The sequence below is a fragment of the Prevotella sp. P6B4 genome (assembly GCF_000619985.1).
Taxonomy (GTDB): Bacteria; Bacteroidota; Bacteroidia; order Bacteroidales; family Bacteroidaceae; genus Prevotella.
The window spans coordinates 168236-187536 of sequence record NZ_JHVE01000002.1; the positions used below are offsets into that span (position 1 = coordinate 168236).

11 protein-coding genes are annotated in these 19301 nt (G+C 49.3%); all 11 read right to left on the reverse strand.

The genetic code is table 11. The features are described from left to right. Positions 1-360: 360 nt before the first annotated feature. The 11 genes from T491_RS15470 to rpoB all read right to left on the reverse strand — a co-directional run bounded on the left by T491_RS15470 (position 361) and on the right by rpoB (position 19226). Positions 361-2862 (reverse strand): hypothetical protein, encoded by a 2502-nt coding sequence (locus T491_RS15470; protein WP_051522917.1) that lies wholly within the window; start codon positions 2860-2862, stop codon positions 361-363. Further along, positions 2859-3740 (reverse strand): GLPGLI family protein, encoded by an 882-nt coding sequence (locus tag T491_RS15475; protein ID WP_081773195.1) that lies wholly within the window; start codon positions 3738-3740, stop codon positions 2859-2861. The genes T491_RS15470 and T491_RS15475 overlap by 4 nt, the downstream gene beginning before the upstream one ends. Positions 3741-3764: 24 nt before the next feature. Continuing rightward, complete coding sequence (locus T491_RS0101950; RefSeq protein ID WP_155949990.1) at positions 3765-4997, reverse strand: lipopolysaccharide assembly protein LapB; 1233 nt, start codon at positions 4995-4997, stop codon at positions 3765-3767. A 15-nt stretch (positions 4998-5012) separates the two neighbouring features. After that, positions 5013-6632: a M56 family metallopeptidase gene (locus T491_RS0101955; protein ID WP_028902380.1), complete on the reverse strand. Its 1620-nt coding sequence runs from the start codon at positions 6630-6632 to the stop codon at positions 5013-5015. Beyond that, positions 6625-6987 (reverse strand): BlaI/MecI/CopY family transcriptional regulator, encoded by a 363-nt coding sequence (locus T491_RS0101960; RefSeq protein WP_028902381.1) that lies wholly within the window; start codon positions 6985-6987, stop codon positions 6625-6627. Before T491_RS0101960 ends, T491_RS0101955 begins: the two co-directional genes overlap by 8 nt. A 224-nt stretch (positions 6988-7211) precedes the next feature. Next, positions 7212-7517 (reverse strand): 30S ribosomal protein S10, encoded by a 306-nt coding sequence (gene rpsJ, locus T491_RS0101965; RefSeq protein WP_013064715.1) that lies wholly within the window; start codon positions 7515-7517, stop codon positions 7212-7214. An 81-nt stretch (positions 7518-7598) separates the two neighbouring features. Continuing rightward, the gene (fusA, locus tag T491_RS0101970; RefSeq protein WP_028902382.1) at positions 7599-9725 is read right to left on the reverse strand and encodes an elongation factor G; all 2127 of its coding nucleotides are present in this window, start codon (positions 9723-9725) and stop codon (positions 7599-7601) included. Positions 9726-9759: 34 nt separating this feature from the next. Continuing rightward, positions 9760-10236, reverse strand: a complete 477-nt coding sequence (gene rpsG, locus T491_RS0101975) for a 30S ribosomal protein S7 (RefSeq protein WP_028902383.1) — start codon at positions 10234-10236, stop codon at positions 9760-9762. 152 nt (positions 10237-10388) lie between these two features. Continuing rightward, positions 10389-10769, reverse strand: coding sequence for a 30S ribosomal protein S12 (gene rpsL / locus T491_RS0101980; protein ID WP_013063973.1), 381 nt, complete (start codon positions 10767-10769; stop codon positions 10389-10391). 274 nt (positions 10770-11043) lie between these two features. After that, positions 11044-15375 carry a DNA-directed RNA polymerase subunit beta' gene (gene rpoC / locus T491_RS0101985; RefSeq protein ID WP_028902384.1) on the reverse strand — a complete coding sequence of 1444 codons (4332 nt, stop codon included), beginning with the start codon at positions 15373-15375 and terminating at the stop codon, positions 11044-11046. 38 nt (positions 15376-15413) lie between these two features. Then, positions 15414-19226 carry a DNA-directed RNA polymerase subunit beta gene (gene rpoB / locus T491_RS0101990; RefSeq protein WP_028902385.1) on the reverse strand — a complete coding sequence of 1271 codons (3813 nt, stop codon included), beginning with the start codon at positions 19224-19226 and terminating at the stop codon, positions 15414-15416. Positions 19227-19301: the final 75 nt, after the last annotated feature.

Sequence of the window (19301 nt, forward strand, 5' to 3'; positions counted from 1 at the left end):
AGTTTTTGCACACGTCTCTGACAAGCCGAAACGCCCATAAACAGGGCGTTTCCGGTGATTGTTTTGAGTTTTTGGAGGTTTTTTACTATAAAACCTCTATTTTATTATATATAAAAAAATAATTTTATAGAGTTAGATACCAAGAAACTCAACACGCAGCAGTTATATACCTGTTACTCAAGCAGTTATATAACTCAAAGCCCCACTCAAAAACTCAAAGAAAGTTCTACCAGGTGTAGCTACGACAACAGGAGGGCCAAGCCCCCTCTACCCTAACACTAACCCCGCTTTAGTGTCATACTATCGCGGGGTTAGTGTCATACCATCACGTGGTTAGTGTCAGGGTAAAATCAGTATTGGCTATAGCGAGAACTGAGCTGAGAGGACAAGTTCACGAGGGCGGAGAACATAGCTCGTGGTTGAGGTGGCGATGCCAGTGTAAGTAGTCTCCTCGTAGGCCTGCTTATTGAAGATATTCCGCAACAGGACCTTCAGTCGCACCTTCTTCAGGCGCCAGGCAACCGAGGCGTCGCTGAGCAGGGCATTCAGGGTATGGCCCGCCTGCAACTCGTTGCGATGATGGACGAACTTCCATGAGAGATCAATCTTGCCGATGGTAGAAGTGAGCGACAGACGCTGACGCCAGTTGAATAGCGAAGTACGCTGACTACCAGACGCCTTATTGGCATGCAACGAGAAGTTGCCCTCATAGTCGAACTCACACCACTCGGGCGACACGATGATGCCAGGCGTGAACGTGAGCGACTGAGTGGTATAGTCGTACCACTCATCTGCCGACAGCTGGCGGCCCTTACTGAGTGAGCCATTCACACCAAGGCTCAGTTTGGTCTTGATGGTATAGAAGCCCTTCGACACAGTAGCACTTCCGCTCAGGCAGTCGCTCTGACTGTGCAGTTCCTTGAGTGTGTAATAATAACAGCCATCGATAATCTGCATGTCGTTGGTAGCATTGTTCCAGCTACGCTGCGCCGACAGGTTGACTGTAGCAAAGAACTCACGAATGGGACGCTTGTACCGATAGCCTAACGTGGCAGCCAGCTGACGACTGACTGGTATCAGATTGCTGGCCTTATACCACGTGCGGTAGTTGCGACGGTAGGTGTCAATCGCATAGTTCTGCATACCGCCCGCACTCTGGCTATAATAGCTAAAGAAGCGGAACTCAGAACGGGCATCAGGATCCCAATAGGCCGAAAACGAAGGATGCAGATAGAGCATCGACTCCTGTTGACGGACAAAACGTTCAAAAGTCATCACTGGCGTAAACGAGATATTGACTTTTTGGGTACGATACTGCCAGCTGGGACGGAGATCCACTGTCAGGTGGAGGTTGTCGGTCTCATTCACGTGTACATCCTCACCTTCTACACTCAGATTGTAGCTCTGCGTAATGCAGCCAATCTTACGTTGCCACCCTAACAGGTGGGCAGTATGCCAGAGGTTGGTACGCAGCCGGTTACGCTCCGCATCGAGATAGAGATCGCTAACGCTATGATGGTAGTCGAGGATAGATTTCCAGGTGAGCTGTGCCCCACTCTTCATCGGATACATACGATACAGCGAGCCCTCCAGATTAAGCTGGGGCACACGAATGCGCTGCACAGGCGCATCACCGCCCAATACCGACAAGCCATCATCCTGACTGGCACCAATGCGGAGAAGTTCGTTACCATAGGACTTATCGGTGTTCACCTTATGCTCCACCTCTGCGGCGAAATGATCGGTGATGATGGTTTTCTGCTGCTGCTCGGTGGTCACGGTAGGCATATCGCCATCGAGATCATAAGCCGTTCGGTTAGCGGTAGTCTGGCGAATCACGCCACGGTCGTATGCCGCCGCCACACGCAACTCATTGTCGGCCTTGGTCTTACGGATACTGTTCAGCCCATAGCGCTGCGAGGTATTAAAGCGCAGACGATCCTCGTCGAGCGGTGAAGAAAGGGATGGCACACTATACCATGAAGGGATATCGGCAGCATCAAGACGGTTATAGTTTGAGCCCAGGATAAGGTACGACTCACTGAGGTCGACACCCTTACGGTCGTAGGCCATGTCGTACATCAACTGCTTTTTCTTACCTATCTGTCGGACATTAGCCGTACCACCCACATGCATTGGATCGTCCACCAGCAGGTAGGGCGTAAGTGTGGCCATCAAACGGTCGCGCGCCTCATCCTTCAGTGTGATGTTCATGCCTACGTCATCGGAGTACACCTTGTCGCGCAGGGCCTTCACAGGCTGGTCGTGCTCCACTATCTCGGCTTTCTTCACATCCTTGGCACGGATATTCTCCGTCAGCTGATTGTAGCGTCCGCCCGAAAGGTCGAGGCCTTCAACGGTAAAGCGTTTCACCACCTGATTGTTATAATAGATCCTACCATTGGATGCCACATCCACACCAGGCAGTTTCTTCAACACATCCTTCAGCGAGTTGTCGCGCTCATTGGTGAAGCGTGTCAAGTCGAAGGTGATGGTGTCACGTCCGGTAACACGACAACCCTGCACCTTCACCTCCTTCAGAGCAAACGACTGCGAGGGAAGCGAAAGTGTGACAGTCTTGTCGGCCTTCATCGGCACACCACGCCGGCGCTTGCCATAGCCGAGCATGGTAGCCTGGAGCTGGTCGCCCATCAACACCTGATCAACAGTAATAGCAAACTCACCATTCACGTTGGTACGCGTGAACTTCACGGTCTTACCCTTACGCAGATACATCACACTGGCACTGGCCAACCGCTCGTGGGTGGCAGAATCCTCGACTACGCCATGCACCGTTACCTGAGCAGAGGCACCAAGCGCCTGCATAAGCAACAGCATCAACAGAATGACACCGTTTTTCACTGCAGCTCAATGAGATTAAACTTGGGTCGATCAATCTTATCGAGTTTCGAGCCGTCGGAGTTCATGATCACAATCTTAGCCCCAGTGCCCGCCATCTGCTTGAGCACATCATTCGGATCGTAGCTCTCCATCAAACGACGGAAGTCCTTCTGACTCACTTTCTCACGTTTCATCTTAATGAAGGTAATCGGTTCGCCATCGGGCTGTTCCATTCCCTGTCCGTCGAAGATGAACTGACGGCTGCTGTCGTAGGCCTTGAGAATGAGACCAGGCAGACCGCGCAGTTTCCATGGCCCCTCGTCGAGAGGGATATCCTCGGTGTACCAGGCATACCACTGGCGGCCCTTGAAATGGGTGGTAGCCAACTGGCAGGGATAACCCATGATGTCGGCCGTTGAATCGGGCAGTATGGTCCATTCGGGTGTTTCCATCTTCTCCTCTATCTGGCACTTAGCCTCACCCGCCGCATCAAGCATCAACGTCTTACCTTTCTCTGGATAGTTCTTATAGAACACCATCGAGAGGATACCAGCCTTGGGCAGGTCTCTCAAGTCAAACTCCCCCTTTTCTATCTTCTCACGCATCAACTTCATGCGAACCGCAGCCGAATAGCTGTAGAACTTCGACACGCCATCGGCACTGATGTCCAAGCGCATCTCATCGTCGCGATACTTGTAGGGCTTAGTTAGCGTATCATTGACAGCCTTCGACTGATAAGTGATACGATAAGCCACCTTAGCTATGGTCAACGTATCGCTTTTCCCACTCATTTTCTTGGCGGCAGTCATCATGCTTTTGTCAATCACCATGCCACTCACTTGTTGTGCCTGCACCATCACACTGACAGCCAACAGGGCAGAAATCATCATTAGTTTCATATTCTTATATAGCTTTTTAAGTTACTATTTTCTTCTTGCTTTGTACTTCTCGCGCAGTTCATAGATGCGGAGCATCTCCTTGGTTTTCACTATCATCTCAGTCAGTTGTTTGGTTGGCTTCTCTACACCGGCAGCCTGCTCCATGAATTGTTGATAATATCTTTTTGCCTGCTCCTCATCCTTGATAAGATAGCAATAGGCATTAGCTATATTATAATAGGTAGCTACCGACGAGGGATTATAACCGAGGTGCTCTTTCCAGGCGGCCACTGCCTCTGGGTATTGATGAGTGAGATAATACCCCTCACCTTCAGACAGGGTGATAGCTTTCATCACAGTAGTATCGGGGCGCATCAGTTCCTTTGCCAGTGCCAGATAGTTCAGTCCCTCGGGATAGCGCTGTGTATCCACGCATACCACACCCAAACGATAGGCACAGCCGGCGTGCTTCATACCACTCAGGAGAAAAGCCATCTGCAGGTACTTATAAGCCTGTTCCAGACTGTCGATACGCGAACAACTCATGCCTGCCGAGTAAAGGGTATTGAAGGTAGAGTCGCCCTGAGCTAACAGGCGTTCATACATCAACGACGACTTGCCGAACTGGCGATCCATAAAGTAGGCATCGGCCAAGGCACGATTCACCTCAACGTTAGTAGAGTCAACAGCAAAGTACTGCTGTCCGCACTTGATGCCGTTTTGTGGTTGTTCCAACTGCGCATATGCCAAGGTGAGTCCTGCCACCATCTCCCCATCCATAGGGAAACGCGCCAACAACTGACTTGCCCAAAACACATAAGAGTCCAGATCACTCTGTTTCTTATAGCTCTGAGCCAACTGGCGGAAAGACTCGTGCGAGAGACTATCCTCTGGAATCGTCTTAAGCAATTCTGTTACCTGGCGATAGTTAGCACGCTTGTAGTAGCAGTCTGCCAGTTTCATCTGGACAGCACAGTCAACTATCGCACTCTGTTCGGCAGAATGCTTGAGATGCTCGATGATTTCATTTTGCTTCTCCTTTGGCAACTTATTCAGTTGCTTAAGGGGAAGGGCTAGGTTTTCTACTGCCTTCTCCCGACTTTTCTTCTTGGCCAAGTCATAAGCTTTCTGATAGTGTTTCAGAGCTTCGAAGGTGTTATACTGCTGCATACAGCTGTCGCCAGCCTGCAGGGAGATTTTAAGAGAATCTAAGCCCTCACCCTTTGCAGGTGTAACCGCCAAAAGGGCGAGGGCAATCATAGTTAACACTATTTTCATGATTAAGAGAGAGTTTTATTGTTTTTTCTTTATACTGATAAGGATTACACCGTTTTTGGCCTTTTCACCATATTTCTCAATGGCCGTTTTCTCCTTCAGCACATCCATGTGGTCGATAGACTTAGGATCCAACTTACCCACTTCCTCAAGCGTCATCTCCTTACCATCGACATAGATTAAGGGCCTTTCAGAACGCTGCTCATGGAGTCCTTTCCTGCCAGCCTCGTAACCTGCCGCATAGGCAACCGACTTCTCTGCGAGAGCATCTTTAGAAGGACCATACTCAAGACGGAAGTTCAAGGGAACGGTGTATTTCACACGAACCGCTTCACCATCCTGTCTGCCAGGTATCCACTTGGGCATAGAACCTACAACACGGAGGGCTTCAGCATCGAGAGAGGGTGCGACAGACTTTTTAACCTGCGGCTCTGTTACTCTGCCATCCTTCTCTACTACAAAGGAAACGACGACACGCCCCTGGATATTAGCATTCTCAGCCTCAGCAGGATACTGGATGTTGCTTGCCAGATACTCAAAAAGCTTTGAAGCGCCACCAGGGAATTGCGGCATCTGTTCTGCAACATCGTAAGTCTTGCCAGATGTTGGCTCAACCGTTTCCTCTATAGCTGGTGTTTCGGCAATCTCTGATTTCTTCTCGTCAGTTTCCACTATCTGTAGCACTTTCTTACCACCAATATTAATGACCGTATTCTTCCTGCCTTTTTTGATAGGCATCTGCTTCTGCGGCTGGGCATATACATAATCGGTTACGGTCTCCGCATTCACTGCAAGCACGCCACCAATGATTGGCAACAGAGCGAGCAACTTCAACAGACTACGACGGGGAGATTGAGCGTGCAACATCATGCCAATGCGGTTTTTAAGGGTACTATGCGAGATACCATTAGCAAGAGAGTAGCCACCGATGTTTGCCGCCTTGGCTATTAACAGGTATTGATACTGGCGTGCATTAATCCCTTGAGAGAGTACGGCTCCGTCGGCCTCGTATTCGTGGATGGCACGCAGATCACTGCGCAGCATCCAGATGGCAGGATTAAACCATTGGAGAGCGGTGAGGGTATCGACAAAGAGCAGGTCCCACGAGTGATGAAGACGGATATGCCCCCGCTCATGGGTAAGTATCGCCACATTCTGTTCCTCATAGTCACCACGGTTCATCACGATAAACTGCATCCAACTGAATGGTGCCAAATCGGGAGCATCAGTCACACATATGATAGTACCATCATCCTGCGGATGCTTTTCGCTTTTACGTATCAAAGAAACAATTCTGAACAACGACCAAAGGGTATGGGCAAGTGTGGCAGCCATACCTATGAAGAACAGGGTTACGACAACCAACTGTAAAGTTGTATATCCATGCATCTCGGATGGTAAGTCATCTGCCACAGCGGAGAGAGCACCGAACGCGATAGTAGGCTTAGACTGTAAAACCACTGTTTCGTGCATCGTGATGACACAAACGGGCAGTACAAACGATGCCACGGCTGTTGCTAAGAGCACGATGCGGTTGACGCGGTGAAAGGTTTCACGAGCCAACATCAGGCGGTAGAACATATAGAATACCGCCAAGAGGGCAGCCACCTTCAGGTCATAGGTCAGGAATTCAATCATTGTTACTTTCTATTTGATCGATAAGTTCTTTAAGTTCATCAACGGAAATCTTCTCTTCCTTTACGAAAGCAGAGACAGCCGACAGGTAAGAGTTATTGAAATAGTTCTTGATCACACCGGCAATGGATTTACGTCCGTATTCGGCTTCGGTGATAAGAGGATAATACTGATAGGTATTACCAAACTGTTTATGATCCAGATAACCTTCTTTCTCCAGGATGCGAACCATAGTAGATAGTGTATTGAAGTGCGGACGCGGCTCGTCGTAGTACTCCAAGAGTTCCTTGACGAACATCGGACCATGCTGCCAATACAGATCCATAATCTCCTTTTCCTTATTAGTCAACTTTTTCATATTCACTATAGTTTACCTTAAGTTTCAACAATAAATCTACTCGTTGATATCACAATTTGAGCGCAAAGTAACTAAAAGTTTTCGTTATAAGCAACTAAAGGCTATAGTTTTTAAACTAAATTAATTAGTTCACTATCGTTTTAACGATTATTCAGGCTATCAAAACAAAAAAAAACAGCGTATCCTTGAGAGATACGCTGCTTTATAATCAGATAAAGTAAAAACTATACCTTGATCTCAACCTCAACACCGCTGGGGAGCTCGAGCTTCATCAGAGCATCAACAGTCTTAGCAGTTGAGCTGTAGATGTCGATTAGACGCTTGTAGTCTGAGAGCTGGAACTGCTCACGAGCCTTCTTGTTAACGAAGGTAGAGCGGTTAACGGTGTAGATACGCTTGTGTGTAGGAAGGGGGATAGGACCGCTGATGATAGCACCTGTGGCCTTAACAGCCTTCACAATCTTCTCGGCTGACTTGTCTACGAGTTTGTGGTCGTAGCTCTTCAGCTTGATACGAATTTTCTGACTCATTGTCGTTTTAATTGTTTAATTGTTATTTAAAAGGGGGTGCTGCTAAAGAGTCATTTGCTCAGCAGCACCCATTTGTTTTCTTTATACGAGGTCGGCACGGCCCTTAACCTCCTCCAGAACTGTCTTAGCGATAGAGCTTGACAGAGGAGCGTGGTGATCGTACTCCATTGAGCTGGTAGCACGACCTGAAGTGATGGTACGCAGAGCGGTTACATAACCGAACATCTCTGACAGGGGCACCTGAGCCTTAACAACACGGGCACCGCTACGAGCCTCTTCCATACCCTCTACCTGGCCACGACGCTTGTTCAGGTCACCGATAACGTCACCCATGTTCTCCTCAGGTGTTACAACCTCGAGTTTCATGATAGGCTCCATCAGTACGGGCTTAGCCTGAGCACATGCGTTCTTGTATGCCTGCAGAGCAGCGATCTCGAATGAGAGCTGGTCAGAGTCAACGGGGTGGAACGAACCGTCGAGTACAGTAACCTTCAGTGAATCCATTGGGTAACCACCGAGGATACCATTCTTCATAGCGTTCTCGAATCCCTTCTGGATAGATGGGATGAACTCCTTAGGAATGTTACCACCCTTAACCTCGTTAACGAACTGCAGACCGCCGTCCTTAGCGATATCCCAATCGTCGTCAACAGGACCAACGTTTACGATGATATCAGCGAACTTACCGCGACCACCCGACTGTTTCTTGTAAACCTCACGGAGGTTAACAGTCTTGGTGATGGCCTCCTTGTAGTTAACCTGAGGCTTACCCTGGTTACACTCAACCTTGAACTCACGCTTCAGACGGTCGATAATGATATCGAGGTGAAGCTCACCCATACCAGAGATAATGGTCTGACCACTCTGCTCGTCGGTACGTACGGTGAATGTTGGGTCCTCTTCGGCCAGCTTAGCAAGACCATTGTCGAGCTTAGCAACGTCGGCCTGAGACTTAGGCTCAACTGCGATAGAGATCACAGTATCGGGGAAGCTCATTGACTCCAGAACGATAGGTGCATCCTCAGAACAGAGGGTATCACCAGTGCGGATATCCTTGAAACCTACACCTGCGCCGATATCACCAGCGTCGATGCTCTCCATAGGAATTTCCTTGTTTGAGTTCATCTGGAACAGACGGCTGATACGCTCCTTCTTACCCGAACGTGGGTTGTAAACGTAGCTACCGGCAGTAATCTTACCAGAGTAAACACGGAAGAATACCAGACGGCCCATGTATGGGTCGGTAGCAATCTTAAAGGCCAGAGCCGAAGTAGGCTCGTCCTCAGAAGGCTTACGATCTTCCTCCTCATCGGTATCGGGGTTAGTACCCTTAATAACCTCTACGTCAACAGGTGCGGGCAGGAATGCACATACGTAGTCGAGCAGAGGCTGTACACCCTTGTTCTTATATGAAGAACCGAGCAACATAGGAGTACAAGCCATTGAGATAGTACCCTTACGGATAGCTGCGATGATCTCCTCCTCAGTGATTGAGTTAGGATCGTCGAAGTACTTCTCCATCAGAGCCTCGTCGTACTCTGCGGCAGCCTCGAGCAGCTTGTTACGCCACTCGTCGCACTCTGCCTCAAGGTCGGCAGGGATATCTTCAACATCGTACTCAGCACCCATGGTCTCATCGTGCCACAGGATAGCCTTCATCTTGATCAGGTCAACCAGACCCTTGAAGTTCTCCTCAGCACCGATGGGCACCTGGATAACAACAGGGTTAGCACCCAGGATGTCCTTCATCTGCTGAACTGTCTCGAAGAAGTCAGCACCTGAACGGTCCATCTTGTTAACGTAACCGATACGGGGTACGTTGTACTTGTCGGCCTGGCGCCATACAGTCTCAGACTGAGGCTGAACACCGTCGGCAGCAGAGTAAGTAGCAACAGCTCCATCGAGCACACGCAGTGAACGCTCTACCTCAGCGGTAAAGTCAACGTGTCCCGGAGTATCGATCAGGTTGATCTTATACTGCTTACCGTTGTAGTTCCAGTTACAGGTGGTAGCAGCAGATGTGATAGTAATACCACGCTCCTGCTCCTGAGCCATCCAGTCCATGGTAGCAGCTCCATCGTGTACCTCACCAATCTTATGAGTCTTACCTGTGTAGAACAGGATACGCTCAGAAGTGGTTGTCTTACCGGCATCGATGTGAGCCATAATACCGATATTTCTTGTTAAATGTAAATCGCGGTTTGCCATTGTTTTGTATCCTTTTAACTTCTTACCTTATTAATTAGAAACGGAAGTGAGCAAATGCGCGGTTAGCCTCAGCCATACGGTGCATATCCTCCTTACGCTTGTAGGCACCACCTTGGTTGTTGAAAGCATCCATAATCTCAGCAGCCAGCTTGTCAGCCATTGACTTACCGCTACGCTTGCGAGCGAACTGAATCATGTTCTTCATTGAAATGCTCTCCTTACGGTCAGGACGGATTTCTGTAGGTACCTGGAAAGTAGCACCACCGATACGGCGGCTCTTTACCTCTACCTGTGGAGTGATGTTATCAAGAGCCTGCTTCCAGATATCAAGGGCAGACTTCTCCTCATTGCTCATCTTGGTCTTCACTGTCTCCAGTGCATTGTAGAAGATTTCGTACGACTTGGTCTTCTTACCATCAAACATCAGGTGATTTACAAACTTAGACACCTTCTGGTCGTTGAATACGGGATCGGGAAGGATCACACGCTTCTTGGGTTTTGCTTTTCTCATTTTGTTTTTGAATTAAAATTCTGCTTGAGGGCTGTTCTTACTTGTTCTTCAACGTCCTTCGCTCGGACATTTACTCAACCTTATAACATAGTCTCCAGCAAAACGGATTAAATTTCTTTTCTTTTTTGGCCTGACTGACCATCTCCGGTCATTTACTTCTTAGCCTTAGGACGCTTAGCACCATACTTTGAACGACGCTGTGTACGGTTAGCAACACCAGCGGTATCAAGAGTACCACGAACGATGTGATAACGTACACCTGGCAGGTCCTTTACACGACCACCGCGAACAAGCACGATTGAGTGCTCCTGCAGGTTGTGTCCCTCTCCAGGGATGTAAGAGTTAACTTCCTTCTGATTTGTCAGACGAACACGGGCTACCTTACGCATAGCCGAATTAGGCTTCTTAGGAGTTGTTGTGTACACACGTACGCAGACACCACGACGCTGAGGACAGTTATCCAAAGCAGGTGACTTCGACTTGTCAACAATTACCTTTCTGCCTTTTCTTACCAATTGTGAAATTGTAGGCATAATACTTAACTTTTTTAATTTATATATGTTATTTTGTTTATAATCAGCGCTTTATACGCCCTATCTCGCTCAATATAGGCGTTTCGGGCTGCAAAGGTACAACTATTTTCCGATTCCACCTAACTTATATCGTTAAAAAGTCGACCAGATGCCACTATTTAACAAAGTATAACTATTTTTGAAATTATTAAGATTAAAACTTGCCATTAAACAGAAAAAAGAGTGCTGTAAACAGATTACAGCACTCTTGCATTATATCTGAACAAGGAAGTCCTTATTTCTCCTCGAGAATTGTCTCCTCAGCGAAGTCGAGAACATTCTTGCGGTTAGCCTGAATGCGCTCATATTCCTCCTTTGAGCCTACAACAATCTTCTCGAACTCACGCAGACCAGTACCAGCAGGAATCAGGTGACCGCAGATTACGTTCTCCTTCATACCTACCAAGTGGTCGACCTTACCGCGGATAGCAGCCTCGTTGAGCACCTTAGTGGTCTCCTGGAACGATGCAGCCGACATGAACGACTTGGTCTGGAGGGCAGCACGGGTGATACCCTGCAGAATCTGGGTAGATGTAGCGGGAACGGCATCACGAACCTGAACCAGACGGAGGTCACGACGCTTCAGCATAGAGTTCTCGTCGCGCAGCTTACGAGCGGTAACGATCTGACCCTTCTGCAGGTTCTCTGAGTCACCAGCATCGGTAACAACCTTCTTACCCCAGATACGATCGTTCTCCTCAGCGAAGTCGAGCTTATCAACAATCTCCTGCTCGAGGAATGAGGTATCACCAGGCTCGTTGATCTGTACCTTACGCATCATCTGACGAACGATGATCTCAAAGTGCTTGTCGTTGATCTTTACACCCTGCAGACGATAAACGTCCTGAACCTCGTTCACGATATACTCCTGAACAGCGGTGGGGCCCTTGATGGCGAGGATATCGCCAGGAGTGATCACACCATCAGACAGAGGAGTACCGGCACGAACGGCGTCGTGCTCCTGTACCAGGATCTGCTTAGACAGTGATACGAGATACTTACGCTGTTCACCTGTCTTAGAGGTGACAATGATCTCACGGTTACCACGCTTAACCTTACCCATGGTGACCTCACCGTCGATTTCAGATACAACTGCGGGGTTAGATGGGTTACGAGCCTCGAAGAGCTCGGTTACACGAGGCAGACCTCCGGTGATATCACCACCCTTAGCAGCTGCACGTGGAATCTTAACAAGGGTCTCACCAGTCTTAACAGTCTGACCGTCCTCAACAACTACGTGACCACCCACAGGGAAGTTATATGTTCCGATGACCTCACCGTCAGCACCGATGACATCACAGGTAGGCACCTTCAGCTTGTCACGCGACTCGGTAACGATCTTTTCAGTCAGACCAGTTGTTTCGTCGGTCTCAGCACGGAAGGTAACACCCTCGATCACATCATTGAACTTCAGGGTACCAGCATACTCGGTAACGATAACGGCGTTGAATGGGTCCCACTGAGCGATCTTGTCGCCCTTGGCAACCTCGTCGCCATGACTGAAGTAGAGTGAAGAACCGTAAGGAACGTTAACGGTAGAGAGCACGATCTTGGTATTGGGATCAACAAAGCGCATCTCACCCAGACGGCTGACAACCATCTGACACTCACGACCATCCTCGTCGAATGGTACGGTACGTACCTCCTCGAGCTCGATCATGGCGCGTTCATATTTAGATACGATGCTGGCATTGGCAGCGGCGTTGGCAGCCACACCACCGGCGTGGAACGTACGAAGTGTCAGCTGTGTACCTGGCTCACCGATAGCCTGAGCAGCAATCACACCAACAGCCTCACCCTTCTGAACCATGCGACGGGTAGCAAGGTTACGTCCGTAACACTTCATGCAGACACCCTTCTTCGACTCACAGGTCAGCACTGAACGGATCTCAACGGTCTCGATATCAGAAGCCTCGATAGCGTCGGCGATGCTCTCGGTGATCTCCTCACCGGCCTCTACAATCACCTCACCAGTCTTAGGATTGATGACATCGTGAACAGATACACGACCCAGGATACGCTCAGACAGACTTGAGATAACCTCATCGCCATTCTTCAGAGCGGTGCACTGCAGACCACGGAGTGTTCCACAGTCCTCCTCGGTGATAATCACATCGTGAGATACGTCAACCAGACGACGTGTCAGATATCCGGCGTCGGCAGTCTTCATGGCCGTATCAGCCAGACCCTTACGAGCACCGTGAGTAGAGATAAAGTACTCGAGCACTGACATACCCTCCTTAAAGTTAGAAAGGATTGGGTTCTCAATAATCTGGTGTCCCTCGGCACCTGCCTTCTGAGGCTTAGCCATCAGACCACGGATACCAGAGAGCTGTTTGATCTGGTCCTTACTACCACGGGCACCAGAGTCAAGCATCATGAATACAGCGTTGAATCCCTGGTCGGCCTCGGTCATCTGCTTCAGCAGGATGTTACCGATATCATTATTGACGTGGGTCCAGGTATCGATAACCTGGTTATAACGCTCGTTGTCGGTGATGAATCCCATGTTATAGTTGTCAGTAATCTGCTGAACCTCCTCATTACCCTTGGCAATCAGCTCTGCCTTCTCCTTAGGAATAATGATATCATCGAGGTTGAACGACAGACCTGCCAGATAAGCCATGCGGTAACCGAGGTTCTTGATACCATCAAGGAACTCACAAGCCTCAGCGAAACCTACATTCTTAATAACAGCAGCGATGATGTCGCGCAGACTCTTCTTAGAGATAATCTTATTAACATAGCCAACCTCCTTTGGAACGATGCCATTTACAATGACACGACCAACAGAAGTCTCTACCATATGACGCTCGGGCTTACCGTCAACGATATCGTCGACAACCACCTTCACCTGAGCATGCAGCTCACACTTACCTTCGTTGTAAGCAATGATTGCCTCCTCTGGACCGTAGAAGGTCAGACCCTCACCCTTGGCACCTGGACGGATCTTGGTGATATAGTACAGACCAAGCACCATATCCTGTGAAGGCACGGTGATAGGTGCACCATTGGCAGGGTTCAGGATGTTATGGCTCTGCAGCATGAGCAGCTGAGCCTCAAGGATAGCCTCATTACTCAGTGGGAGGTGAACAGCCATCTGGTCACCATCGAAGTCGGCGTTGAACGCGGTACAAGCCAGTGGGTGGAGCTGGATAGCCTTACCCTCAATCATCTTAGGCTGGAAAGCCTGGATACCCAGACGGTGCAGTGTTGGTGCACGGTTCAGCAGAACGGGGTGACCCTTCATCACATTCTCCAGGATATCAAAGATAACCGGCTCACGACGGTCAACAATCTTCTTAGCGCTCTTTACGGTCTTCACGATACCGCGCTCGATGAGCTTACGGATGATGAATGGCTTGTAAAGCTCGGCAGCCATCAACTTAGGCAGACCGCACTCACCCATCTTCAGCTCAGGACCTACAACGATAACCGAACGGGCTGAGTAGTCAACACGCTTACCCAACAGGTTCTGACGGAAACGTCCCTGCTTACCTTTCAGCGAGTCAGAGAGTGACTTCAGAGGACGGTTGCTATCGCTCTTCACAGCGCTCGACTTACGAGAGTTGTCGAAGAGTGAGTCGACAGCCTCCTGCAGCATACGCTTCTCGTTGCGGAGAATCACTTCAGGAGCCTTGATCTCCATCAGACGCTTCAAACGGTTGTTACGAATGATAACGCGACGATAGAGGTCGTTCAAGTCAGAAGTAGCGAAACGTCCACCATCCAGTGGTACCAGAGGACGGAGCTCAGGAGGAGTCACAGGGATAATCTTCATGATCATCCACTCTGGGCGGTTGATACCCTTCTCCACACTGCTGCGGAAGGCCTCAACAACCTGCAGACGCTTCAGAGCCTCGTTCTTACGCTGTACTGATGAATCGCTGTTGGCACGGTCACGCAGTTCGTACGACAGTGAATCGAGGTCGATACGAGTCAGCAGATCGTAGATGGCCTCAGCACCCATCTTAGCGATGAACTTATTAGGATCGCTATCATCCAGATATTCGTTATCGGGCGAAAGCTGATTCTCAATGATTTCGGTGTACTCATCTTCTGACAGCAGGTCGTACTGGTTGGCACCCAGGGCATCGTTGCCCTCTGCGTCCTTTCTACCTGCCATCGCACCTGGCTGGATTACCACGTAGCGCTCGTAGTAGATAACTGCATCGAGCTTCTTAGTGGGCAGACCAAGCAGATAACCGATCTTATTAGGAAGACTACGGAAATACCAGATATGAGCAACGGGCACAACGAGCTCGATGTGACCAGAACGCTCACGACGAACCTTCTTCTCAGTTACCTCGACACCACAACGGTCGCAGACAATACCTTTATAACGGATGCGCTTGTACTTACCGCAGGCACACTCATAGTCCTTAGTAGGACCGAAGATGCGCTCGCAGAACAAACCATCGCGCTCAGGCTTATAGGTACGATAGTTGATGGTCTCAGGCTTGGTAACCTCACCGAAGCTGCTCTCCAAGATCTCTTCGGGCGAAGCAAGTCCGATGGTAATCTTCGTGAAATTATTCTTTATTTTTGAATCTTTCTTGAAAGCCATATGTCAATTTTACTTTTTTCGTTTGTACTTATTTACCTTTAATCAAGTGTGATACTCAAACCAAGACCACGCAACTCGTGCAAGAGCACATTCAGAGATTCAGGGATACCAGGTGTTGGCATCGGCTCACCCTTCACAATTGCTTCGTAGGCCTTAGAACGTCCTACGGTATCATCAGACTTGATAGTCAGGATTTCCTGGAGCACATGGCTAGCACCGAAGGCCTCAAGGGCCCAAACCTCCATCTCTCCGAAACGCTGTCCACCGAACTGGGCTTTACCACCAAGAGGCTGCTGGGTAATCAAGCTGTACGGACCGATTGAACGGGCGTGCATCTTATCCTCAACCATGTGACCGAGCTTCAGGAAGTAGGTGATACCTACTGTAGCAGGCTGGTCGAAACGCTCACCGGTCTCACCGTCATAAAGGTGGGTAGAGCAGAGACGTGGCAGACCTGCCTTGTCAGTCCACTCTGCCAGGTCGTCAAGCTTAGCACCATCGAAGATAGGTGTAGCAAACTTAACACCCAGACGCTTACCGGCAGCACCCAGAATAGCCTCGAAGATCTGACCGAGGTTCATTCGAGAAGGCACACCCAGAGGGTTCAGTACCAAGTCTACAGGACGACCATCCTCGAGGAATGGCATATCCTCCTGACGAACAACCTTAGAAACGATACCCTTGTTACCGTGACGTCCGGCAAGCTTATCACCTACGCCGATCTTACGCTTCTTAGCAACATATACCTTAGCCATCTGGAGAACGCCGTTAGGCAGCTCGTCACCGATGGTGATGGCAAACTTCTTACGCTTCATCTCAGCATCGAGCACCTTGTACTTCTTCATGAAGTTGATGATCAGCTTGGCAATCAAGCCATTCTTATGCTCATCGCTGGTCCAGTTGCTGATCTGGATATCACCATACTCCAGATTACGCAGAGCAGTAGCAGTGAACTTGCTACCCTTGGTGATGATCTCTGCACCGGTATAGTCCTTCACACCCTGTGAAGTCTTACCCTTAGTCAGCTCGAGGAGCTTGTCGATCAGGATATCCTTCAGGTCCTCAACCTTTGCCTCATACTCCTCGTCAATCTTAGCGAGCACGATCTTATCCTGCTGCTTAGACTTACGGTCCTTGATGGCGCGCTGGAACATCTTCTTATCGATAATCACACCACTCAGTGATGGATTTGCCTTGAGTGAAGAATCCTTCACATCGCCGGCCTTGTCACCGAAGATAGCACGGAGCAGCTTCTCCTCAGGTGAAGGATCGCTCTCTCCCTTAGGTGAAATCTTACCAATCAGGATATCGCCTGGCTCAACACGGGCACCAACACGGATTACACCGTTGTCGTCCAGATCCTTGGTTGCCTCCTCGCTGACATTAGGAATATCAGCTGTGAACTCCTCAACACCACGCTTGGTCTCGCGTACATCGAGTGAGTACTCATCCACGTGTACAGAGGTAAGCACGTCCTCACGAACAATACGCTCGTTAAGTACGATAGCATCCTCATAGTTGTAACCCTTCCAAGGCATATAGGCTACCAGCAGGTTGCGGCCCAGAGCCAACTCACCATCCTCAGTAGCATAACCCTCAGTCAGGATATCACCGGCCTTTACACGCTGTCCCTTCTCACAGATAGGACGCAGGTCGATGGTCATATTCTGGTTGGTACGACGGAACTTAGCAATGCGATACTCCTTCAGAGCGGGCTCGAAGCTTACGAACTCCTCATCGTCGGTGCGATCGTAGAGGATACGGATAGTGGTTGCGTCAACATACTCAATCACACCGTCACCCTCAGCGGTAACCATCGTACGTGAATCTTCACAAACCTGCTTCTCAATACCAGTTCCTACGATAGGAGCCTCGTTGTGAAGCAGAGGTACAGCCTGGCGCATCATGTTTGATCCCATCAGTGCACGGTGAGCATCGTCGTGCTCCAAGAAAGGAATCAGCGAAGCGGCGATAGAGGCAATCTGCTGTGGCGATACATCCATCAGGTCAACCTGTGAAGGTGGAACAACAGGGAAGTCAGCATCCTGACGACACTTAACTACCGAGCGGATAAATGTACCATCATCATTCAGAGGTGCATTACCCTGACCGATGATGTGCTCAGCCTCCTCTTCGGCTGTCAGGTAAACAATACCATTGTCGCTCAGATCGGCCACACCATTCTCTACCTTACGGTAAGGAGTCTGGATGAATCCGAGCTCATTAATCTTAGCATATACACACAGAGACGAAATCAGACCGATGTTTGGTCCCTCAGGGCTCTCAATAGGACACAGACGACCATAGTGTGTATAGTGTACGTCACGAACCTCGAATCCGGCACGCTCACGAGACAGACCACCAGGACCCAGGGCAGAGAGACGACGCTTGTGAGTAACCTCGGCCAGAGGGTTGGTCTGGTCCATGAACTGCGACAGAGGGTTAGTACCGAAGAACGAGTTGATAACGCTCGAGATAGTCTTGGCGTTAATCAGATCGGTTGGTGTAAACACCTCGTTATCACGAACGTTCATGCGCTCACGGATGGTACGGCTCATACGAGCCAGACCTATAGAGAACTGATTAGCCAGCTGCTCACCAACGGTACGTACGCGACGGTTTGACAGGTGGTCGATATCATCGACGGTAGCCTTCGAGTTAACCAGCTGAATCAGATACTTGATAATCTCAATAATATCCTCCTTGGTCAGTACGCGAACATCCATGTCGGTGTTCAGACCAAGCTTCTTGTTGATACGATAACGACCAACATCACCCAGATCGTAACGCTTGTCAGAGAAGAACAGGTTCTGGATAACCTCACGTGCACTTGCATCATCGGCAGGGTCAGCATTACGCAACTGACGATAGATGTAGAGCACAGCCTCCTTCTCAGAGTTTGATGGGTCTTTGGCCAGTGTGTTGAAGATGATGCTGTAGTCAGAAGCAACAGAGGCATCCTTGTGCACCAGAATTGTCTGTGCGCCACTCTCAAGAATCTCCATCATGTTCTCCTCGGTAATCTCAGTCTCACGCTCCATGATCATCTGGTTACGCTCGATTGATACTACCTCGCCAGTATCCTCATCAACGAAGTCCTCGTTCCAGCTCTTCAGTACGCGGGCAGCCAGCTTGCAGCCAATCACAGCCTTCAGGCTCTTCTTGTTAACCTTAACCTCCTCGGCCAGGTTGAAGATCTGCAGGATGTCCTTATCGGCCTCAAAACCGATAGCACGCAGCAGTGTTGTTACGGGCAACTTCTTCTTACGGTCGATATATGCATACATCACATTATTGATGTCGGTAGCAAACTCGATCCATGAACCCTTGAATGGGATAACACGTGCCGAATACAGCAGGGTACCGTTAGCATGTACGCTCTGTCCGAAGAACACACCAGGTGAACGGTGCAACTGTGAAACGACTACGCGCTCGGCTCCATTGATAACGAAAGTACCATTAGCGGTCATGTAAGGGATGGGACCCAGGAACACGTCCTGAATCACCGTACCGAAATCCTCATGATCCGGATCAGTACAATACAGTTTCAGCTTAGCCTTCAGGGGCACGCTATATGTCAGACCGCGCTCCAAGCACTCATCGATGCTGTAACGGGGCGGGTCGATATAGTAATCCAAGAACTCAAGAACGAAATTATTACGTGTGTCGGTGATAGGGAAGTTCTCAGCGAACACCTTATACAAGCCGTCATTCTTGCGTTCCTCAGGCGGAGTATCCAACTGCAGGAAGTCTTTGAACGACTTTAATTGCACATCAAGGAAATCCGGGAATGGCATCGGATTTTTGACGCTGCCAAAGTTTACTCTGTTATCTATTATTTTTGAAGCCATAAATTATAATTTAAATAAAAAGGCTAGGAACCCCCTACTGGGGAGTCCCTAACCGATTGCTATTTGTTTGTAACT